20 protein-coding genes are annotated in these 20,821 nt (G+C 42.0%); 6 read left to right on the forward strand and 14 right to left on the reverse strand.

Features of this window, described 5'->3' with window-relative positions; all coding sequences use genetic code 11:
- Positions 1-31: 31 nt before the first annotated feature.
- Positions 32-352: a hypothetical protein gene (locus EG814_RS09240; RefSeq protein ID WP_125721142.1), complete on the forward strand. Its 321-nt coding sequence runs from the start codon at positions 32-34 to the stop codon at positions 350-352.
- A 287-nt stretch (positions 353-639) separates the two neighbouring features.
- On the opposite strand, the gene EG814_RS09245 is transcribed toward EG814_RS09240, so the two are convergent.
- Positions 640-891: a hypothetical protein gene (locus EG814_RS09245; protein WP_125721144.1), complete on the reverse strand. Its 252-nt coding sequence runs from the start codon at positions 889-891 to the stop codon at positions 640-642.
- Between the two features lie 323 nt (positions 892-1,214).
- On the opposite strand from EG814_RS09245, the gene EG814_RS09250 reads away from it, so the two are divergent.
- Together EG814_RS09250 and EG814_RS09255 are read left to right on the forward strand one after the other, a co-directional pair.
- Entirely contained in the window at positions 1,215-2,021 is an 807-nt protein-coding gene (locus EG814_RS09250; protein ID WP_125721146.1) for an SDR family NAD(P)-dependent oxidoreductase, read from the forward strand.
- A gap of 512 nt (positions 2,022-2,533) precedes the next feature.
- Positions 2,534-3,253, forward strand: coding sequence for a YqjF family protein (locus EG814_RS09255; RefSeq protein ID WP_125721148.1), 720 nt, complete (start codon positions 2,534-2,536; stop codon positions 3,251-3,253).
- 569 nt (positions 3,254-3,822) lie between these two features.
- Here the strand turns inward: EG814_RS09255 and EG814_RS09260 are convergent.
- From EG814_RS09260 to EG814_RS09285, 6 genes are all read right to left on the reverse strand, one after another.
- Positions 3,823-5,460 carry a sensor histidine kinase gene (locus tag EG814_RS09260; RefSeq protein ID WP_125721150.1) on the reverse strand — a complete coding sequence of 546 codons (1,638 nt, stop codon included), beginning with the start codon at positions 5,458-5,460 and terminating at the stop codon, positions 3,823-3,825.
- A 6-nt stretch (positions 5,461-5,466) separates the two neighbouring features.
- Positions 5,467-6,480 (reverse strand): SpoIIE family protein phosphatase, encoded by a 1,014-nt coding sequence (locus EG814_RS09265; RefSeq protein ID WP_125721153.1) that lies wholly within the window; start codon positions 6,478-6,480, stop codon positions 5,467-5,469.
- Positions 6,473-6,886 (reverse strand): anti-sigma regulatory factor, encoded by a 414-nt coding sequence (locus EG814_RS09270; protein ID WP_125721155.1) that lies wholly within the window; start codon positions 6,884-6,886, stop codon positions 6,473-6,475. The genes EG814_RS09265 and EG814_RS09270 overlap by 8 nt, the downstream gene beginning before the upstream one ends.
- Positions 6,867-7,265: an STAS domain-containing protein gene (locus EG814_RS09275; RefSeq protein ID WP_125721157.1), complete on the reverse strand. Its 399-nt coding sequence runs from the start codon at positions 7,263-7,265 to the stop codon at positions 6,867-6,869. The genes EG814_RS09270 and EG814_RS09275 overlap by 20 nt, the downstream gene beginning before the upstream one ends.
- A gap of 10 nt (positions 7,266-7,275) precedes the next feature.
- A complete protein-coding gene (locus tag EG814_RS09280; protein ID WP_125721159.1) occupies positions 7,276-8,112 on the reverse strand; it encodes an STAS domain-containing protein in 837 nt (278 codons plus the stop codon).
- A 502-nt stretch (positions 8,113-8,614) separates the two neighbouring features.
- Entirely contained in the window at positions 8,615-8,839 is a 225-nt protein-coding gene (locus EG814_RS09285) for a hypothetical protein (protein WP_125721161.1), read from the reverse strand.
- Between the two features lie 418 nt (positions 8,840-9,257).
- Between EG814_RS09285 and EG814_RS09290 the strand changes: the two genes are divergently transcribed.
- Positions 9,258-9,812, forward strand: a complete 555-nt coding sequence (locus EG814_RS09290) for an MFS transporter (protein ID WP_394343510.1) — start codon at positions 9,258-9,260, stop codon at positions 9,810-9,812.
- Between the two features lie 688 nt (positions 9,813-10,500).
- Here the strand turns inward: EG814_RS09290 and EG814_RS09295 are convergent.
- The 3 genes from EG814_RS09295 to EG814_RS09305 form a co-directional block, all read right to left on the reverse strand.
- Entirely contained in the window at positions 10,501-12,570 is a 2,070-nt protein-coding gene (locus tag EG814_RS09295) for a sensor histidine kinase (RefSeq protein ID WP_164515302.1), read from the reverse strand.
- A gap of 291 nt (positions 12,571-12,861) precedes the next feature.
- Entirely contained in the window at positions 12,862-13,821 is a 960-nt protein-coding gene (locus EG814_RS09300; protein ID WP_125721167.1) for an SMP-30/gluconolactonase/LRE family protein, read from the reverse strand.
- 3 nt (positions 13,822-13,824) lie between these two features.
- Complete coding sequence (locus tag EG814_RS09305; RefSeq protein WP_125721170.1) at positions 13,825-14,988, reverse strand: PQQ-dependent sugar dehydrogenase; 1,164 nt, start codon at positions 14,986-14,988, stop codon at positions 13,825-13,827.
- A 446-nt stretch (positions 14,989-15,434) separates the two neighbouring features.
- On the opposite strand from EG814_RS09305, the gene EG814_RS09310 reads away from it, so the two are divergent.
- Positions 15,435-16,313: a hypothetical protein gene (locus EG814_RS09310; RefSeq protein WP_125721172.1), complete on the forward strand. Its 879-nt coding sequence runs from the start codon at positions 15,435-15,437 to the stop codon at positions 16,311-16,313.
- Between the two features lie 117 nt (positions 16,314-16,430).
- Here the strand turns inward: EG814_RS09310 and EG814_RS09315 are convergent, their stop codons facing one another.
- Both EG814_RS09315 and EG814_RS09320 read right to left on the reverse strand, forming a co-directional pair.
- The gene (locus tag EG814_RS09315; protein WP_125721175.1) at positions 16,431-17,600 is read right to left on the reverse strand and encodes a hypothetical protein; all 1,170 of its coding nucleotides are present in this window, start codon (positions 17,598-17,600) and stop codon (positions 16,431-16,433) included.
- Between the two features lie 79 nt (positions 17,601-17,679).
- The gene (locus tag EG814_RS09320) at positions 17,680-18,345 is read right to left on the reverse strand and encodes an alpha/beta fold hydrolase (RefSeq protein ID WP_235830943.1); all 666 of its coding nucleotides are present in this window, start codon (positions 18,343-18,345) and stop codon (positions 17,680-17,682) included.
- Between the two features lie 499 nt (positions 18,346-18,844).
- On the opposite strand from EG814_RS09320, the gene EG814_RS09325 reads away from it, so the two are divergent.
- The gene (locus EG814_RS09325) at positions 18,845-19,123 is read left to right on the forward strand and encodes a hypothetical protein (RefSeq protein WP_125721177.1); all 279 of its coding nucleotides are present in this window, start codon (positions 18,845-18,847) and stop codon (positions 19,121-19,123) included.
- A 327-nt stretch (positions 19,124-19,450) separates the two neighbouring features.
- Here EG814_RS09325 and EG814_RS09330 read toward each other — a convergent pair whose 3' ends face one another.
- Both EG814_RS09330 and EG814_RS09335 read right to left on the reverse strand, forming a co-directional pair.
- A complete protein-coding gene (locus EG814_RS09330; RefSeq protein WP_125721179.1) occupies positions 19,451-19,846 on the reverse strand; it encodes an SDR family NAD(P)-dependent oxidoreductase in 396 nt (131 codons plus the stop codon).
- 312 nt (positions 19,847-20,158) lie between these two features.
- Positions 20,159-20,350, reverse strand: a complete 192-nt coding sequence (locus EG814_RS09335) for a cold-shock protein (protein ID WP_125721181.1) — start codon at positions 20,348-20,350, stop codon at positions 20,159-20,161.
- Between the last annotated feature and the right edge of the window lie 471 nt (positions 20,351-20,821).

A 20,821-nucleotide genomic window follows, 5' to 3' on the forward strand; every position in this document is an offset into this window, starting at 1 on the left:
GTTAGAACATTTATAAACCAAAACACCCGTTATGACCACAAGCTATTTCCTTACCGGCTCTTTTAATGATCAGGACAACGATTTTGAAATTGCCATCACCATCCCAGACCAGCATTCCCAGGCTTCATCGGAAATGTACACTCTAGTGCTGAAGGATATTTCTTCCGAACGAAAAACGCTCTGGCAGACATCACAGCCGGATTTAATGGATTGCCTGGATGCGCTGGACGTGTTCCTGTCTGAAAATTTTATTGTTCTTTACAGTAAGATACTCACCTCTGCCCAGCGGGATGCCGCTGCTGACAAGGAGCTGGAAGGGTTTATCCTAAACAGGCTTGGATGGTTGGAATAGACTCTGATGGCCGCAGCTTTAATTTCAATGTCATTGGCCAGAACCATAATGATCTGATGCCATAAAATGCCCATGCCAATATCCTAGCCCCGATAAAAGCGGAAATCGTATGCGCCGGGTTTTCAGGCGCATAGATTGAAGCGGATAGCGGGAAAAAGCTTCTAAAAACACAACGTAAAGCAATACCGCAAAGCCAGATGAAAAAACTCCTAAAAATGCACGGCAAAGGAAAGCTGCAACACATACCGGAATAAGCTCCAAAAACAAAATAACCGACAAACCCCGGTTTAGTCGCCTTGAAGGGAGACCGCATCTTCAATATGCTCCGCACTAATAAAGGCGGCAATATGCTGCCGGGCATCATTTCTCTTTTCTGCACCAGTCTCAAATGCATTGATATGAAACTCCCCGTCCTGGTCCGAGATATGGATAATCTGGGTGTAGCCTTTGGAGATCAGGCTCCCTTTGAGTTTAATCACGGCGAGCTGCCCGCGCGGGTCCAGCTCTTTTCTCACCTTTAGCCGTATGGCTTTTTCCATCGCAAAAGATTGATCTATTTTTCAATTTCAATCATTTTGCAAATTTAAAAACTAAATCATTTCTGCTGCCCATTTCCGAGTGTTAAAATAAAGGCGTTTCCTGCCGGCATAATACATTGCTGTCTTAGTCTTCATCCCATAAGAATCTCCATTGGCTGCAGTCTGTATGAGGGGCATAAATCGAAAACTGCTTTAGCAGATAAGGCAGAAAATTATTCTTTTTCCCATAGCATATCGCCAAATTTTGCAAGGCTTAACTGCAATTATATAAGAATCAGCAGTGCAATTTTTTTAAATTGACCCTTAATTTAATTTTAAAAGTTATGGAAAATCAATATAAGTACGCCCTTATCACAGGCGCCACGCAGGGAATCGGCTATGAGCTTGCCAAGCTTTTTGCCAAAGACGGATACAATCTGGTGATCACAGCCAGAAGCCGGGAGGAGCTGGATACAGCAGCCGGCGAATTAAAACAATACGGGATCCAGGTAATTGCCTCTGCACGAGACCTTATTATTAAGGAAGAAGTTTTGGGGTTGTGCCGGGAATTAGAAGAAAAAGGAATTGAAATAAACATTCTGGTCAACAATGCCGGACAGGGGGTCTACGGACTGTTTAAGGACACAGATCTTGAAAGGGAACTCGATATTGTGCAGCTCAATATCAATGCCCCCATTATACTCGCCAAGCACTTCCTTTCGAAAATGATGGCCCGCAACGAAGGCAGGATTTTAAACCTTGCCTCCATAGCTGGCAAAACACCAGGACCCTGGCAGTCGGTCTACCATGGCACAAAGGCCTTTATCCTTTCCTTTTCCGAAGCGCTGCGCTCCGAACTGCAAGATACCAATATCACTGTCACCGCCCTTCTGCCCGGCCCGACAGATACAGACTTTTTCAATAAGGCTGGTATGAACAAAAGCAAAGCGGTGCAGGACAAGGACTCGCTGGCCGATCCCGCAGCTGTGGCCAGGGACGGCTATGATGCCTTAATGAACAATAAAGATAAGGTTGTCTCGGGATTCAGCAATAAAATAAAGGCTGCTGTAAGCACTGTGCTTCCGGACAGTTTAAATGCGGAAATGACAAAAGAACAGCAAAAGCCGGCGGACCCGCAAGAGAGGCGGTAAAATATTTGAAGGATTAAAAAATATTCTGCACTGCCCCAGCAGCAATCAAAAAGCGGCGGGACATTATTTGGAATCAGCATTTGCCTTTCAGCCATTGGCTGAACACCTGACAAACCCTTAATCGGACATTGTATCCTATAATGAAAATTCGTTAGATTAAACCCTTAGAAAAAAACACAGTTTTTTTAATATGCCGTTCTGGTGTTATAATTGAGATTTTCACCTCGGGAAGAACTGCCCGGGCTGTAAAACAAAAAAAAGAGCCTGAAAATTAGAGGCTCTTTCAAGAATTCCAACTTTATCCTGCAATACACTTTGCCTAATTCTTCTGACAAAACCATGTTTGGATAACGCTGTAAAATTGGTAATGAGAAATTTTATCTAGCAAATCGTTAATAAACAAACAACTGTGGATGAAATCAGTGAGCTGCAGAAAATTATATAAATTAAGGCTTTAATAATATAACGGTTAAAGAGGCAAATAAGGTATTTTGGACCGTTAAAAGTTTGCCATGGCCATATCAGAAATATTAGAACAAGCCTCTCACAGGTATTTGCCCCTTCCTGAAAGAAAATGGAAATATTTCCAGCAGTGGGACGATACCTTTTTTTTGCATTGGAGCGTTAAGCCAGAACTCATATCGGAACTGCTTCCGACAGGTTTGGTGCTGGACACTTTTCAAGACAAAGCTTGGATATCACTGGTGGCTTTTGATGTTGATAAAATGAGAATGCATTATATCCCTCCTATTCCCTACATATCCAATTTTAAGGAAATAAATGTTCGGACATATGTGCTGAATAATGGAATCAAAGGTATTTACATGCTTTCCATAGAAACTAACAAAATCATTGAAGTTTTACTCACCCGAACATTTTTAGAATTGCCCTATAGGAAGTCCTACATCAAAAAATCCATAAATACTTTATTTTCTTCGAATAGCGTGAAGAATTACAAGCTTTTATTCAGCTATAAAAAAATAGGAATTCCAATTATAAAAACGCCGCTGGATTACTGGTTAACAGAACGACATTGCTTGTACAATGCCACCGGAAATAAACTTTTCCGCCATGACATACATCATAAAGAATGGAATCTAGAAGAAATTGACATTCCTATTACTGAAATAAATTATAATTTCAACAGTATTTCTTTAAATAAACATCCAGAAATGCTTCATTATTGCCAATCTATCGATGTTCTTTTATGGAGCAGGGAAAGAATTTTATAAATTAGAAATTACGGATTGTAGAGACCTCTTCCTTGTTTCGTCTATCTGATTGCATTTTAAGGAATCTGAATTCTGTAATGAATAGCGGGCAATGTATAAAGACGGGATTTAATGAACTGCAACACTGGTATGTAAAATACTCTGCCAAAAGAAAATTCCCCGTAAATACGGCTTTGCGTAAAGGCTACTGCAGATCATGGGTAATAATTTTGAATATTTCCTGCTGCTGCCCTTCCATTGATTTTAGCTTGATTGGAGCTCCAGCTCTCTCCGATGTTCGGGATCAATAAGCCGTCTGGTTTAGGAATTTTTGAATCAATTCAATTGTCCCTTGCGGATGGCTCATATGCGGGCAGTGTTCCGTAGCATTCATTTTCTCAAATGTGCTTCCCTTTATTATTTCGTGGATGTAATGCCCGACTTCTTCCGGGGCAATGCGCGGGCACTGCAGCACCAGCCACGGCATTGTTAATTGGAAAGGTCTTCCCTGCTGCCAATAAAAAACGCATTTTTACAGTCTTCTCTCTGCCTGCTATTTTCGCGGCATATCCAGCGCATAATTAGCGCTTTCAGGCCGCAAGAATTGGCAGATAGATCCAAAAAACTGTTCCTTTTCCCGGCGTGCTTGTAAAATTGATAGTCCCGTTATGGTTCTCGACAATGCGCTTGCATAAGGCCAGCCCTATGCCATTGCCGCTGTACTTGCCCTTTTGGTGCAGCCGCTGGAACATATCAAATATTCGGGCAGAATACTCGCTGTCCATTCCAATTCCATTATCTTCAATTGAAATTAGATAAAAATCACCGCAAGGGGCTGCAGGATCAAAGGCAGTGTCGCTTTTATCTGAAATTATACGGCTGGAAATGTTCACTACGGGCTTGAGCGCATTAAATTTCAGCGCATTATTTATCAGATTGTAAAACAGCTGGCGCAGCTGGGTTTCAATCCCGGTAACAACCGGAAGCCCATTTAAGTTTACAGCGGCTTTTTTTTCTTCAATAATCAGACTCAGATCCTCTAGAGCTTGAGTTGCAACATCATTAAGATCGGCCTCTTTAATAAATTTATCATGATTGTTTACACGGGAATAATTAAGAACATCTGAAATCAAATTGGATAGCCTGCCGGCCGCCAGCGTAATTTTATCAAAATAATAAAGCGTTTTCTGCCCTTCGGTTAAATGTTCTGCCGCCCTTGAGATCATGATCATGATTTTTCGAAGCGGCTCCTGCAGATCGTGGCTTGTTATAAAAGCGAACTGTTCCAGCTCCTTATTTTTAAATTTAAGTTTTGAGTTTGCGCTTTGCAGTTCAAGCTGCATCTTTCGAAGCTCCGAATTATCCTTTAAAGCTTCAACAATCATTTTCTGGGCATTGTTGTTTATAAAATAGATAAGCCAGCTCTTAAAAGAGCCGTCTTCCGACTTATTGGGCATAATGGAAACATTATGCCAGATATAAATGCCATCTTTTTTAATTCGGATTTCAGCAGAAAAATCTCTTCTGCTTTTTTTTACATTATTCCATCCTTCCAATATCGGATGCACATCATCATGATGTATAAATGCCCCAAGGCTTTTTTTGTCAAAAATGGCTAGGGGGGTTTTCAGATAAGCTTTAAATGCATGGTTTGATAACAGAACAGTGCTTCTGTCGTTGACAATGCAGATCAAAACGGGAATTGTATCCACGAGATTTCTGTATTGGTTTTCACTTTCGCCCAGCTTTTCTGAAAGTGCTGCAAGCTCGATATTTTTTTTTCTGATTTCATCATAAGCTGAAATCGGCGGCTCATATTTAAAGTAATCTGCCAGAGCATTTATTTTTGCATCTGAAAGAAGCCCCGGCGAAGAAACCTGATGGCTTAATATGGTTTTTGACTGGCCGCCGGCATAACTGTATCCTATGCTGCCTGATAATTTATCAGCATATTTGTAAGCTTCTGGATTGCATCCCCTTAGATCAATCTGATCGGTAAGCACCGCCTGTATTTCTTTGCGGCCTGCTTTGATGGTATTGATTCCCAAAACAAGCACAGAATTTTTTCCGCTGGCAATTGAGCATCTTGCCACTTCTGAAACTGCAGTGGAAAACCGGGTCTGCGACGCTATGGGCAGGCCGCACATTTCAGCAATTTTCATCGAACGCTTATGAGCCAGTATGAGGTCCATTTCATTGTCAAGACTAATTTTTACAATTTCCTCCATAAAGCTTTAAATTATTTTTCCAACCAATATTGCAGCATCATCGGTTCCTCTCACATTATCCTTATACAAGGCCGAAGCTATAATTCCCGGACTCTGTTTAATTATGGAAGCCAGATCATTCAGATGCAGTCTCGTACGCAGTCCGTCACTGTGCATTATAATAATCTGATGTTTTTGATAAGGGTTGATGGTGCCCTTTATAGTCCGTGGAATATTATGGCCTATAATGCCATTATATGGCGTATAGGTTTTGCTGTCGAGCCCGTTATAGATCCGCGTATTGATATTGCCTATGCCGCAGATATTCCAAGTTTGCGCCTCATAATCGGCAATGGCAACAGTAGCGACAAGCCCCCTGCCTTTTTTAACGTGCTGATGAACATGGCGCAGCACTGCCGCAGGATCAGTTTCTGCGCATTGCTTAAAAGCTTTGACTGCCTGTTCAACTGCTTCGCGGGCCTTTACCCCATGGCCTAATCCGTCTCCAAAAAAAATCTGAAAACCTTTTCTGGAATATTTGATATGGTATCCGTCTCCGCATACCCGTTCGCCCGGATAGTTTACACTGAGCCCTGCTATATCCAATCCTGCATTTGAGTTGGGGAATGCCGCATCGGCTTTATCGCAGATCTTAATGTATTGGACGGTTCCCCAGCCGCGTATGGAATAGATCTGAAAATCATTGCTTAATCTTTTAATGGCGCCCATGCCCTGTCCCAATGTGCTGGAGGTGGAATAGCCGTCTTTCATTATTTTGGCAAGATTATCAATGCCACTTCCTTTATCAAGACAGTATATTTCTATCACATTGCAGCTTCCATTGTGATGCGCCCTGTAAAGCAGATCGCCCCCGCCTGCATATTTGATAAGATTAGAAGCGAGTTCTGCGATAATAATGTCAATTTCCGCCGCCCTGTGCGGCTTGAAGCCTAACTGAAGCGCTAAGTTGTGTATCTCCCTTTTAATGAAAGCGACAAGACTCCTATCGTCAATTTTATAAACGCAAAAAGCACTATCCATTTTTCCATTTTATTATGGTTACGGTTGTGCCGTTTCCCAATTCTGTCTGAATATCAAATTCATTCACCAGCCTTTTTGTGCCAGGAAGGCCAAGCCCCAAACTTTTTCCGGTGCTGTAGCCGTCCTGCATGGCCAGATTTATATCTTTTATCCCTGGCCCTTTATCAATAAAAACCACACGGACACCGAAATCCCGTCCGTTGGTTACAGATTCTATGATAACCCTTCCTCCTCCCCCATATTTAAGAAGATTGCGGACAAGCTCGCTTGTGGCAGTGATCAGTTTAGTCTGGTTTAAAATACCCATTCCAATTTTTACGCCGTATTCCTTCACGAGGTTGCGCAACGGAACTACATCCTGCTCTTTTGCTATAAACAGTTCTTCTTTATCGGCTGCTGTCGTCATATGCCTGCTCCTCCTTATCGCCATTGTACATTTTCGAGCGAAGCAAATCCATGCCTTTTTCAACATTTAGGGCGCTTATAACACCATTTAAAGACAGTCCAAGTTCAACAAGCGTAATAGCGACAGCGGGCTGCATGCCGACCACAACAGTCTGTGCGTCCATAATTTTTGACATTACGGCAATGTTTCCTAAAATTCTTCCCATAAAGGAATCGATAATGGAAACCGCCGATATATCAATCAAAACGCCTTTTGAATTATTCTTTTTGATAGCATTTATTAAATCAGATTCAAGATTTTCAGCCAATTGGTCATACAGATCGACCTGTATGGTAACCAGCAGAAAATCTCCCATCTTGAGTATTGGAATTCTTTCCATTTCAGTGATCTTAATTCGTAATTTTTCTTTTCACAACTGTGAGCTGAAGCATATCAAAGGCTGTTTGAAGTGCGCTTGCCAATGATGCCTTAGTAATAATGCCCGTAAGATCAATTCCTAAATGAACCACCGTCTGCGCAATTTCAGGGCGTATGCCGCTTATAATGCATTCTGCACCCATTAGCCGGGTTGCACTTACAGTTTTTATAAGATGCTGCGCTACCAGGGAATCTACTGCCGGCACGCCTGAAATGTCAAGTATGGCGATCGAACTTCCCGTATCCACAATCTGCTGCAATAAATTTTCCATTACCACCTGGGTTCTGGAACTGTCCAGCGTGCCAATGATAGGAAGCGCCACAATACCATCCCAGACGCGGATTACAGGAGTCGAAATCTCGCTGATCTCATCAATCTGCCTTGAAATGACTTCTTCCCGCCCTTTCATATAGGATTCAAAAGTCAGTATTGCCATATTATCAAGGAGTTTGCTCAACTCTAAATTAGCGCTGTACAATTTTGAAGGATCAGACTCCATTTCTGAAAGAATTTTAGAAGCCGCTTCCTTAAAAGCAATGAGATATTGGGCATTTTCACGAGGCGAAAAACCGCGTCTGCCCCTCGAACTTGAAATTCCGACCAGCAGATCGTAAACATTTTCGAATTCGTCTGAATCCGCATTTCCATTTGAATGCTTTAAAGCATCCAGCAGAAGGGAAGCGAACTCCTTTGATTCTTCTTCTTCCGTTGATCCGTCAGTAGAACCGCTAGCTTGTAAAAGCTTGGACCATTCGGCCAATAATTTGTTTTGGTGCTCTTTCAAGCTTGCCAGGAGACTGTTCTGCATTTGCTGTGATATTTGGATTCCCGTAAATGTAGACAATTAAATCCATCAAATTACCGAATTCAGAAAATACGTGCAAAATTATCCAACTTTAATCAATTTGCATGTGATAAATGGCAACCCGCAAAAGGAGAAAAATGCCCCAAACGCGAGAATGCCCGAAAAATGGCTGCGGAACACCCCCTTTAAAAAGAACGGCAGTAAAAAATTAATTTTTAAAAATAATAAGGTGAATGCAGATACACCTGAAAACTACCCTTGGATGAGGAGAATTTCCAGAACGAAAACTCGGTCAATAAAGGACATCAGAAAGGTTCTTCCCGTATGATTCCCGATGAGGCGACCTGCTTTAGATTATTAATTCTGACAGAAATTACAAGGATAACAAATCAATATCTGAGGGCTGCTTCAAAATTTACCCGGAACTATCGGACATCAGAGGCCGCTGCAGACAGATATCCGGATGCCAACTGTACGCGCAGATTGTGGCTTTCCAATATCTGCTTTAAATTGCATGTTGTTTCAATTCTCTATAGTATAATTTAAACTGCCCATTGGAAGAATAAGCTTGAACCATTCCGTCATCAAAATCTCTGGTGAGATAATCCTTAAAGTATCTGTCGAAATCTTCGAGCACCTGCGGCACTATGAAAATTCTCATTGTGCCACCCCTCAAAGTGGTAAAGTCTGGATAGTTAGCTTTATTCTTTTTCGCAATTTCATACGTCATGCTTCATAAATTATGTGCAGACAATATGCTGGACTACTCCCGCAATGCTTTCTATAGAATTAATATTGTGCTGCAGTGCTTAATAAATTATTGCAGGTGCAAATATGCCGCTTACCGATTTAGCGGCAATAAATTTAAAAATTAGTTTTATATCAGCCTAAATTTATCCGTATTTTTTTTGCAGCTTCCGGTGCACTGCACGACATCTTCTAAAATGCTTTCAAACGCACTTGCTTTCAATATCATACTTATTGGCTTGCAAATAGGGGGCCGGACCACCGAGTGGCCAATATGGATCTGGCCGCCGCCGCCCTTTTTATGCTGATGCTTGACTCTTACTTTTTCTTGCTGACTTTATTTTTACAGAAAGGATTACAGCTGCCGCCTCTGCAGACCGGATTTTGCAGCAGCCCAGGGACTGGGTTTTCTCTCAGCCTCGCTGATTGCCGCCAAATTGGTTCTGCGGTATGGTAGGGCGGTTTTAATTTTTGGTGTCATACTGATTGTTGGGGCTGTACTTTTACAGCTAGTCACTTTAAGCCATAACGGATCATCATCTATACGATTAACGGTAATGGTGCTGCATGGCTACGGTGTTGCGCTTGTTTTACCCTCCCTTGCCGGTATCGCCATTAGCGGGTTATCTGAAAATCTGGCCGGCAGCGCATCAGGGCTTTATGCTACGGTGCAGCAGCTCTCTGGGGCATTTGGAATTGCCGTCGCAGGTGCTGCATTCTATTATATTGTTAAGGACGTCGATAACTTCAGATCTTATTACAATGCATTTTTGTCTGGGATGGCCATTAATGTCATCTGCCTGACCGGGTTCTTATATTACTTGTCTTACTGCCCCAAATCAACCCTTCCCCTGGTGAAACCTGCAGCGTGGAAAAGTTCCAGAAAAAAAGCTTATAAAGAGCTGTATGACTTGAATCCCCACCACTTAACCCGAAAATTCACAGCAGTAAAATGAAATGATGATTTTGCCTTTTCATGTTCTATCGGTTCCCAGCATTCTGATCCATAATACTCTGGCGCTGCAGAGGCTCTGGGACTCTATTAACCTCTATTGTGCTCAGGCTGTTTTAAACAGGTTACTGCTCTAGCTAAAAATAATTCAGATCAAATTGACAGGTAAATTAATTGTTAACTACATAAAATAAAGCGCAGTAAAATCTTTAAAAAAAACGTTAATGATATTTATAAATCATTTATCTTTAGTGTATTCACAAAACAGAGCGCAATTCGCTGACTATAAGCAATCACCATTACCCGCAGGAAAAACAGGTTGTCAATTTTCTTACATTCCGTCCATTTTACGTTTCTGTCACAAATTGTAAGCTTAGAATTAAAATTATATAGAATGAGAACATTAATTCTTTATTTCAAATTCAAAAGGATCATTTCATTGTTTCCCGACATGCCCTTCAATGACAAGGGTTGGATCCTCGAAGAAAACTATTTTGTTGGGGATCTTCAGGCTCTGCAGTATTTCATGAAGAAATTCCCTGTCGTCATGATCATCCTCTATAATTATAATTTCGCCGGAATTTCTTATTTTCAAAACAAAATCTTGTTAAAGTTTACAAAGCTACAAAATTAAAGTCCTAATCTGGGCCCTTTTTAGGCTGGTTTGCCTTACAAATAACCCAGCCCCACTTTTAGAAAAGATATCTTTCTGCTGCTGGAGGCAGTAAAGAATTAATTTCCAAGGGCAGGTAAATGCTGAAAACAGCGCCCTTTTGCGAACTGCCCTGCGCGCTTATAGCCCCATGGTGGTTATCGACAATTTTTTTGCATATGGAAAGGCCGATACCCGTGCCTTCAAACTGTGATTTGGAATGAAGCCTTTGAAAAACCCCGAAAATCTTATCCGCTTCTTCAGGAAGAAAACCGATCCCGTTATCGGAGACCGTAATTTTGACATAATCAGCTTCAGCGATAAGGTGATTGCTTAGTTTTTCCGCTTTATCGGCCTTGGCAGCGGTAATTTTAATGACCGGAGTGCATCCTTCCCGCTGGAATTTTAGTGCGTTGCCGATAAGATTGCCCAGCAGCTGGCTTAACTGCAGCGGCTGTCCGGGAATTTCCGGAATATCTGAAATCTCAAAGACGGCCCCGCTTTCTTCTATCAGCAGTTCGAAGTCTGCCAGAATTTCCACGATGATCTGATTGGGATCCACCATTGAAAAGGAATCCGCAGCTTTATTAAGCTGAGAGAATGCAAGGACATCCTGCACCAGCGACTGCATCCGGGCAGCGGACTGCCCTATCTTTCTCAGGTGCTCCTGAGATCTGCTGTTCAGCATAGGGCCTGCCTTGTCCTGGAGCATCTGCGAGAAAATACTGATTTTCCGAAGCGGCTCCTGCAGGTCATGAGAGGCTATGTAGGCGAACTGCGCCAGATCCGCGTTGGAGCGGGCCAGGTTTTCATTTGCCTCTACCAGCATTTCAGTTCTGACTTTTATCAGTTCTTCAACCTTCTGCCGTGCCAGGACCTGTTCGGTAACATTATTGGAAATGGCAATAACGCCCAGCACCTCGCCGCTGCCGTCCCTGTAAGGTTCATAAATAAAGTTCTGGTACACAACCTCTGGAGTTCCGAAACGTATAAGATGCACAGGCATTTCACTGGCCGTGAAGGTTTTGCCGGTTTTAAACACCTGGTCCAGAAGGCCCTCCAGTCCCTGCTCCCTTGCATCGGGCAGTCCTTCAAAGATTGGCCTCTGCATTACCTCTTGCCTGTCTTTTCCCCAGAGATTGACCATATGCTCGTTGGCTATCTCCACTGTATGGGAAGGCCCGAGCATCAGGCACATGGAGACAGGCGCCTGCATGATCAGGCTGCGGAAATTCTCCTGGCTCTGTGCCATCTTGAGCCTTGCGATATTAAGGTCAGTAACATCTGCAGCGGTATTCATCACCCCGTATACCCTGCCTTTATCGTCAAAAAGCGGCGTAAAGCTGTAATTGAAATAAAAGGTCTGCAGTTTTCCGTCCCTCTGCAGGTCAACCCGCTGGTTTTTGGCATGATAAGGCTCCCCGGAATTATAAACCTGCTGCAGAAGCGGGTAGATTTCCTGGCTTTCAAGTTCGGGAAGCACCTCAAAATAGGTTTTTCCAACCAGGTCCCCCCCTTTTCCCCAGGCATCTATAATAGACTGGTTGAGCATCCTGATGCGCATCTGCGGCCCTTCATAGACTCCGATTGGGAAGGGAGCGGCATCAATGAGCGCACGCAGTTCATGGGCATGGTCTTCATGCTCGGAGCATATAGCGGCAACACCTTGGATCATAGGGCCCTCACCAAACACCGGAGTGTAATTAAATACGCATAATCTGCCGTTAAGGAAAATCTTTTCCTGCATCGGAAACAGGCCTTCTTGGATAGACTGCAGCGCATCAGGGTGCATTATCTTTGTAACGGCAGGCCCAAAAAGGCTCCACAGACCGGCGCTCTGCCGCCCTGGCTGCCCTTGACTGGGACGGTCTTTGGAAAAATTCTCAAGGCCGGAGTCATTGCAGAACTGCAGGTGATCCTTTCCCCACCATACAAACATAGGCAGTTTAGAGCACAGCAGCATGCCCAGAGTGCTGCGCAGAGCGGCAGGCCACTGCCCCGGAGGCCCTAATCTGCTCTGGCTCCAGTCGGCCTTTCTCAGGGCGTCCCCCAGCGCAGTTTTGGGCACAAAATAGAATTCGTCGTTTAATGGGGATTGGTCTTGAATCATAAAGATCATTTAATTAAATGTAATACAGCAGGCCGGCATCTCAAAGATAGGACTTTTTTAATTCCCGGCACCTTTTCAGCGCCGCTGAAAGCGCCTATTTTATTTGAAGCTAAAAGCGTTTATTTGGAAGCACGCAGTGCGGTTTTAAGTGCTTTAATCAGTTTACTCTCGCCATGGAATCTACAATTTTCCGACTGATTTCCTGTTCCCCCGGCTGTTGCACTTCTACCGAATCGCTTTAACGGATGTATGGACTGGATAAAGTCATAAAATTTTTTATTTTTAGTCTGTCTATTTTTTTACCGGATTGAACACCGCCTGCTGCAGGGAGAATTTTTTTGAAGGAACATTATTGCCTTCGGTCAGTTCGCTGAAATTGGCATTCATAATCCATGTTTCTGAACCCGCTGCTGCAGCCGTTGACGGAAAAGCAAACCGGTCCTCGACAGAGGTTGATTCCGTAACCTGTGCGGTTGTCCAGTTATCAGCCGTTTTTAATTTGAAAATTTTATTTACCCCGCCGTTCTGCACCAGTGTCAGCGTATAATTATCGTGTAAAAGAAGTCCGTCCGCATTTGGAAAAAACTGATCTATTTTAACTTTAGCGCCTTTTTCGGGATTGTTAAGATCGATTTTTACCAGTGCCCCGGTGCCGTTATTGGCCACGATTAAAAATCCGTGCGGATGAAAAACAATTCCGTTTGGTCCTACCCCGGCCGCTTTTAATAGTTCGCTTCTGCTGAAAACAGCTGCCTTTCCATTGGTGTCCACTTTATAAATTACATCGGCATAACTGTCCGTAACATACACGCTGCCTTGGTTATCAAAAGCCAGGTCATTTGGGAAATGCTCTCCCGCAGCAAGGCCTGACAAATCAGTATCAGACAATTTTTTTCCGGATCTTAAATCAATCGAAATCAGTCTTGCCGTTTTCTTTTTGGTTTCGGGCGTGCTGAATTTGCTGTAATTGGCATCTGCTGCACAGAAAAAAAGCCGTTTTCCGTCCGGATGCACTTTTATCCCATAAGTTGACTTTAAAGATTTATCTGCATACAATTCGGTATATTTTCCCTCCCTGGTTACTTTTCCAACGGTTCCCAATCGCGCGGAAGTAACATAAAATGCATTCGAAGCTTTATCAAAAGCCACTCCTTCCGGGTATGATTCCGGCGCTTCAAATTCAATTCGTTTTGTAGGCTGCTGTGCCCAGATTGCCTGAACAGACAGCATGAGTATGATAAACTTTTTCATAATTTATTTTTGTTTAAGGGCATAAATAATTCCATTTGCATCATCAGAGACATACACTACATCATTGTCAATGGCAAGACCGGCAGATCTTCCAAAACGCTCATTTCCAATTAAAAATCCGCTTAAAAAATCCTCGGAGCTTACTGGATTTCCTTTTTTGTCAAATATGATTCTTTCGACTTTGTATCCGCTCGGGTTTTGTCTGTTCCACGATCCGTGCCAGCATACCAGTGCATCGCCTTTGTTATTTCCCTGCTGGAAAAAAACAAACGCAATCGGTGCGCTGTGAGCCGGAAATTCCATCACGGAAGGCTGTGTCGCTTTTACCCATCCTTCTTTTGTATTTCCCACTGGATCTTCCCTGCTCTGGTCAACGACACGCTTTCCATACGCGAACGGAAATCCGTAGTTGCCTCCCATTACAATATGGTTTAATTCTTCCGGCGGCCAGTCGTCGCCCTTTGTATCTCCGCCATTGTCCGCGCCCCACAATTCTTTTGTCTGGGGATGCCAGTCAAAACCTATCATATTGCGAAGTCCCGATGCATATAAAGTCCTCTTCCAGGTCTGAGGATCTACCTGCAGTAAAGCTGCGGTTTCTTTGTCGCTTTCTTTGCAGTCGTTGCAGACGCTACCCACAGAAATATACAATTTGCCGTCTGGCCCAAAATCCATTGTCCGGTTAGCATGCTGTCCGCCGCTTGGCAGATCGCTGATCAAAGTATCTGCAGTTTTTCCCAAAGTACCATCTGCGTTTAAAGGATATCGAAGCACTTTATTGTTATTGCATAAATACATAAAGTTGTCTTTGGAAGTGATTCCGTGAACTCCCGGAAAATCAGCAACGCGCATAAGTTCATCAAACCTGCCGTCTTTATCATTGTCTTTGAGCATCAGCACATCGCCGGCATCACGGCGCGTTACATACAACTGTCCGCTTTTGCCAACATACAGCATTCGTGGTTTTCCCAGACCTGCAGCCACCGGAGTTACCTGGCAGCCCTGGCCAGTTTTTAGTCCAGAGGCTAATTCGCTGTTGTATTCCAGATGTGTTGGAAAATTGGTGATCGTCGTTTTTTTGGTGTCTTCTGAAGGCGGAATTCCTTTTTGTGCATAAGACATAAAACTTAAACACAAAAACAGTAGTAGGGTGGATTTTGTTTTCATAACCGGCATAAATGTTTTAGGGATTTTTATTCAGGAATTTTGAAGCCTCCAAATATATTACCGCTGATTTTTAAAATCTTACATTATCTTTAGGATAATATTATATGATTTACAGTTAATAATCTAAAATTCTCCGTACCTGCTTTGCAGCACTTCGTTTACTTTGGAAAGTGCACAATCCGGCAGTGTTTTTTTTTGTAAGTTTTTTAATTATAAATCGTAAAATTACATTGTAGATCTGTCCACGCCTTACATTTTTAGCAGTTGAGCTGTGCCCGTTAAGATGTCAAAAAATTTAAGGAAGCTGGATTCTAATTTTAACTTAAAACTTGAACCACTAAATCAACCTGTAAAATGTTTCGCGTCATTATATTGTGTATCAGCATGCTGTTAATCCAACGGTGCCCTGCCAGCAGCAGAACTATAACAGCAGGGTTCTATTTGCCATGGAAACCTATGCTTTTTTAAGAGGCCAGAATGCCGCTATTACAAAGATAACCGAAGAGTTTCCGGGATTAAAGAACCAGATTTGGGAAACGAACAAAAAAATTAAAGATTATAATGGTGAGGCAGAGAAAAATATTTTAAAGTTTTTGCATGAAGAATTAAATAACTCCCATATAACCCAATTTCAGGCACGTCTAGATTCGCTGCTTCGCCAGCAGATCCAGCGGCCAATCGCTAAAGAAGAGTTTGCCATTGATTTTCTATTACAAGCGCAGGAAAGAACAAAAAATATTCGTGATAAATCAATATCAAAAGGCATACTGTCATTTAAATATCATGGCGCGCCGCATAAAGAAATTATGGATGGGCATATTGACAGTTTTGAATCAGCACATCATCCAAAGGCAGAAAATGTATCCATAAAAATTCCGATACCTAAAAGCTGGCTTGCCGAGCAAGCCGATATGCCTCACACTATACAGCAATTTACCAGTTATAATGGCACCGGAAAAGAAAAACTGCTTATACTTGTCTATGAACTTCCTGGAGAACTGAAAGACTGCATTATGAATAAAAATTCTATCGTAGGTTTCTTATCACCGCGGACCACCCTTATTCGCACCGAAGACGTGAAGCTTGGAGAGACCCCGGCTCTTATGTCGGAAGTTGAAGAAATAATTGAATGTAAAGGCAGAGATATGAAAGTCAGAATCATGCAGTTCATGGCAATAAAAGACCAAAAATTATATTGTCTTCAGGGCAGCGTAGGACCCGCCGGAGTAAATCAAAACCTGAAACCAATGCTTTTAAAATACGAGCCTCTATTCAGGCTTGTTGCAGCCCGGACAAGACTTGAAAAGTGCTGTAAAATATTTTAAACCCTTATATCTATAAATCCTGCATGCAGGGCTTAAAGATAAAATATGGTTTCAGCCATGTTCTGATGAGGTTAAAAAAATCCAGGTAACCATTTGCTGAAAATTCTTTTTAAATCATTATTGCTGAGGAAAGAATATCGTGTAGCCCACACCATTTCCTTTTACAGATTTTGCAACAATGCTGCCCATATGTTTCTCTACAATTCGCCTGCAAAATGCCATTCCAATGTTTATTTTATTAAAATGTGCAGACTTCTGCAGAATCTGGAATACCAAAGAAGAATCGGTCAGGAAGCCTTGTCCGTTATCGGTATAGGTAAGCTTGACAAATTTTTCGTATTGGTACTTGTTGTAAGATTCTACAAAAACATTTTTTTTTGTCTCGATTATAGAAATTTTTATTTCCAGCCGGTCTCTTTGGGGATCTCTGTTATTTATCGAGTTGCGGAACAGTTCGACAAAAAAACGTATAAGCAGGTCCTTGTCGGCATAAAAAACGGGGCTTAGCGAAGGATAGGTGATCATAATGCTGCCATCATCACTATTTAACTGTCTTATGGCTTGCTGTATTACAGCTTCAAGCTGTATGGATTTGTGCACAGGGTTTTTATTATCCAGTTCTTCATAGCGCTGCAGCGTTAAGAGCATTTCACGCATTTCAGTATTGTACCCGATGATTTTCCTGAGCTTATCTGCCGTATCGCTTTGGGCCCCTAAATGCTCTTCCAAAAGAAAATTTCCGGTAAATACGGTTTTGCGCAGAGGCTCCTGAAGATCATGCGTGATAATTTTAAATATTTCCTGCTGCTGCTCTTTTAGGGATTTTAGTGTCCTGAACTGAAGTTCCAGCTCTTTTTGGTGCTGCAGCAAAGAATTTTTAACAGCGTTCAGTTCTGCGTTTTCAGCCAGTGTTTCCTCAGCAACCCTTTTTGCTTCCAGAAGCTCTTTTTCAAATCGGTTTCTGTTGGAAATTATCATGCCAGCACAGAAAAATTCCGAAATTTCTCCGCTGTGAATAACATCCACATTTAGTAAAACAGGTATTGAACCCCCATTGGCGGTCTTAAAAGTAAGGAAAATTTCACGTGCAGAACCCTGCATTTTTATCAGCGGATAAAAATGGGTCTGAAAAAATATGCGGCTCCCGACAGTCAGCAGCAGCTCAAACTGGCTCCCGGCAATATCAAGTTGCTCAATTCCTAATTTTAATCGTGCCTCGGCGTTTATCCTGATTATCTTTCCATCCTCGGAAAATGACAACAGGAAGCACGGAACGGCATTAAACATACCTTCCCAATAAAGATTTTGGTTGTCGGGATTAATAAGTTGTCTGGTTTAGAAATTTACGGATCAGTTCGATGGTCTCCTAAGGATGGCTCATATGCGGGCAGTGACCGGTAGCATCCATTTTCTCAAATGTGCTTCCTTTTATTTTCTCGTGAATGTACTGTCCGACTTCTTCAGGCGCAATAGCGTCATCCGAACATTGCAGTACCAGGCACGGCATAGTTAAATTAGAAAGGTCTGCCCTGTTGTCTGAAAAAAAGGTCACCTCTGCAAAGCGCCTTGTAATCACAGGGTCAGTGGAACAGAAGCTTTCTTTTAATTCCTCTGTCAGTTCAGCGCGGTCCTCATTTTTCATCACAACAGGCGCTAAGAAGTTTGCCCATCCAATAAAGTTATTGTCCATCACCTCCAGGAGCCCTTCAAGGTCTTCACGGGTAAACCCTCCAGTGTAGTCCACATCATTAATATACCGGGCTGACGGGCCGATGAAAACCATGCATGAGAAAATATCAGGATTTTCAACTGCTGCCAGCAGCCCAATCATGGCGCTTACACTATGTCCTACAAAAATAATGTCTTCGGCTTCAATGGCAGCACATATTTCCAATACGTCCTGTGCGTAGCCGTGAAGGCTCGAATAACGCTCTGGGTTATAAGCTTCAATATCGGATTTCCCGCATCCGACATAATCAGAGAGAACTATTTTATACTCCTGCTCAAATGCTGGGGTGACAAAGCGCCACATATTCTGATCGCATCAAAATCCGTGGGCAAAGAGCATAACCTGGCGGCCACTCCCCTTTATGGTAACGTTATTTCTTTTTATTATCTCTTTGGACATCATATTCTATTAAAAAATTACAGATTGCTAAAGGTATGTAATGAATGCGGAAAAGTTGCAGCTTTGCTGTGTTTCATAATTCCGCTGGGTTGCTGCTGCCGTCTCAACTGCTTTTACTGCTTTGAAAGCATAATACTTAATCAGTCATAAACTGTGTTTCGGTACAAATGGCATACCTATGTATGTAATCTACGACTTTTCTTTCATTACACAAAGAATATAACGCGCAATTCTTTAAATTGTTATAGTGTCCCTACTAATACCCTAGCCAAGTGAGCCCGTAACTGGAGCGGCTGGCTTTCCTCGCCGGTTATGGCCATAATCCTGTAAAATCTGGGCGCACTTTTCTAATGAAACCGCTTACCTTTTTTTTAATTTTAGGAAAGCTTAAAAACTTACTGTCATGGAAAATAAATCCAAAACAATAACATCAAATGATCAGGCGCATGATAACCACCTTAATTCAGCCCGAAGCACAGATCTAAACAGCAATCCCTACGATTCTGAAAACCTGGACAATGAACCAAATAGCGAATCAAAGGATTTGACAGAGCAGGATATTGAAAACGATTTTAGAAACATGATCCATCTGAAGGCTTTGAAACTGAAGTCAATCCGGACAGCGGCGAATCAAAAAACGACCAATTCAAAACTATTGAATTGGATCAGGACAACCCGGTAAACAAGAAATTTGAAATCGGAGAGCTCAAAGATGATGAGCTTCACAGTGATCAGAATAAATAAAGGGGACCGATAAAATAGAATGAAAAACTTTGAATGATGCCCTTATCAAAAATAGCCAGCTTCTGCGGAAGATTAATTTTCCAGCGTATTCTCGTCCTCAGCTTATTTTATAATAAGATGGGCGCGGCTTTTCATTTATTGCGGAGCGCATTGCCGACCAGGCTGCCCGACAATGGATTACGTGCCACGCCCGAGAGGAAGTTAAGGAATTTATAATCAGAAGCAGAACTTCTAGTGCTCTGTTGTAACTAATTAGATATAGGGTCTATTTGTTGTGATAAATCTGTCCAAACATTTCTGCTAATTTTGAAGGCTCTTCTTTCCATATTTTGAACATGCCCAATCCCATTTCGTCAGGAACAATATCCAATTGTCCAGCCTCTGTTTTATCCAGTATTATTTTTGCGATACCATCAGCAGAGGGCATATCCCAATCACTTTCCTTGTTCATATCAGTATCAATCGCACCCGGATTCACCATGTGGACGGCAACTCCTTTTTTTGCAAGTTCTGTGCGTGCGGATAAAGTTGCAGAAAAAAGAGCCGCTTTAGATGCTGAGTAGCCGGCAATGGAAGCAAGAGGCGAATATGCCACAATCGATACGATATTGACAATTGAATAGTCGAGGTAACCGTGTAGTTTTGTTCCTAAAAATTTCATACTGCAATAATTTATACAGCAAATTTACAGCAAGCCTCTTGGATAATTTACATTTTTAAGCCATGTGTTTACAAAATTACATGAATTTTACAAAAATATGATCAGGTAAAAAATCCATTCTTTTTCAGAAAGCATTGAATCCTAAAAAGGCAATTCTGGTTATAAAGATATTTCTAGCGGTCCGCAAGGTTATTATAAAAAAAGGCATCTTTAAATTTTAAACCTTCTATCAGTGAAGACAATTTTAGCGATATCCTTAAAATAATAAAGCACCTGATAAAGGTGCTTTACAAGTTAACTGTGATAGTATGGTTATGCTACGATTACGTTTACTGCGTTTGGACCTTTGCGGCCTTCCTGGATATCATATCGAACTGCGTCGTCTTGGCGGATGTTTTCTGACAGGCCTGAAGCGTGAGCAAAAATTTCAGCTCCTCCATTATTAGGGGTTATGAATCCGAATCCTTTTTCTTCATTGAAAAATTTTACTGTACCTTCTTGCATTTTAATGTATTTAATTGCTCAAAGATACCATTATTAAAATGCAAACCTACTAATATTCAGGATTTTATTTCTTATAAATTAAAATTTTTACTTGTAATAAGACAATCTTTTCAAATCCTCCATAAAATGGTGCGAAATTTGTCCTTTCTGGACTTAAGCAGACAACTTGCCACATAGTTGTCTCTTTTTTTATGCACTATGTGTAAATTTTTCAAGCATTTACAGCCTAAAATTTGCGGTTGCTCAAATCGGAAAAAAGCTGTTATATATGGTGTGAACTGTTGGCTGTATGGCTTCCAGCTTGGGATCGGCCACTTTGGAATTGGCTATTATGTCATTATCCTGGTTATCCAAGATCTTCAATGGTGGCAGCCCTAAAACGATAGATATCTACTGTAGGAAGCGCCTACAAAGCCGTTTCAAAAGCACACTGGTACTTGACCTGGTATTCCAGATCCTCTGAAGAGGGTT

It is taken from the genome of Flavobacterium ustbae (genome assembly GCF_003946915.1).
GTDB lineage: Bacteria > Bacteroidota > Bacteroidia > Flavobacteriales > Flavobacteriaceae > Flavobacterium > Flavobacterium ustbae.

Coding starts and splice junctions, on each gene's coding strand:
- EG814_RS09240 (WP_125721142.1), top strand. CDS start 32: ATGACCACAAGCTATTTCCTTACCGGCTCTTTTAATGATCAGGACAAC.
- EG814_RS09245 (WP_125721144.1), bottom strand. CDS start 891: ATGGAAAAAGCCATACGGCTAAAGGTGAGAAAAGAGCTGGACCCGCGC.
- EG814_RS09250 (WP_125721146.1), top strand. CDS start 1,215: ATGGAAAATCAATATAAGTACGCCCTTATCACAGGCGCCACGCAGGGA.
- EG814_RS09255 (WP_125721148.1), top strand. CDS start 2,534: ATGGCCATATCAGAAATATTAGAACAAGCCTCTCACAGGTATTTGCCC.
- EG814_RS09260 (WP_125721150.1), bottom strand. CDS start 5,460: ATGGAGGAAATTGTAAAAATTAGTCTTGACAATGAAATGGACCTCATA.
- EG814_RS09265 (WP_125721153.1), bottom strand. CDS start 6,480: ATGGATAGTGCTTTTTGCGTTTATAAAATTGACGATAGGAGTCTTGTC.
- EG814_RS09270 (WP_125721155.1), bottom strand. CDS start 6,886: ATGACGACAGCAGCCGATAAAGAAGAACTGTTTATAGCAAAAGAGCAG.
- EG814_RS09275 (WP_125721157.1), bottom strand. CDS start 7,265: ATGGAAAGAATTCCAATACTCAAGATGGGAGATTTTCTGCTGGTTACC.
- EG814_RS09280 (WP_125721159.1), bottom strand. CDS start 8,112: ATGCAGAACAGTCTCCTGGCAAGCTTGAAAGAGCACCAAAACAAATTA.
- EG814_RS09285 (WP_125721161.1), bottom strand. CDS start 8,839: ATGACGTATGAAATTGCGAAAAAGAATAAAGCTAACTATCCAGACTTT.
- EG814_RS09295 (WP_164515302.1), bottom strand. CDS start 12,570: ATGATTCAAGACCAATCCCCATTAAACGACGAATTCTATTTTGTGCCC.
- EG814_RS09300 (WP_125721167.1), bottom strand. CDS start 13,821: ATGAAAAAGTTTATCATACTCATGCTGTCTGTTCAGGCAATCTGGGCA.
- EG814_RS09305 (WP_125721170.1), bottom strand. CDS start 14,988: ATGAAAACAAAATCCACCCTACTACTGTTTTTGTGTTTAAGTTTTATG.
- EG814_RS09310 (WP_125721172.1), top strand. CDS start 15,435: ATGGAAACCTATGCTTTTTTAAGAGGCCAGAATGCCGCTATTACAAAG.
- EG814_RS09315 (WP_125721175.1), bottom strand. CDS start 17,600: ATGTTTAATGCCGTTCCGTGCTTCCTGTTGTCATTTTCCGAGGATGGA.
- EG814_RS09320 (WP_235830943.1), bottom strand. CDS start 18,345: ATGTGGCGCTTTGTCACCCCAGCATTTGAGCAGGAGTATAAAATAGTT.
- EG814_RS09325 (WP_125721177.1), top strand. CDS start 18,845: ATGGAAAATAAATCCAAAACAATAACATCAAATGATCAGGCGCATGAT.
- EG814_RS09330 (WP_125721179.1), bottom strand. CDS start 19,846: ATGAAATTTTTAGGAACAAAACTACACGGTTACCTCGACTATTCAATT.
- EG814_RS09335 (WP_125721181.1), bottom strand. CDS start 20,350: ATGCAAGAAGGTACAGTAAAATTTTTCAATGAAGAAAAAGGATTCGGA.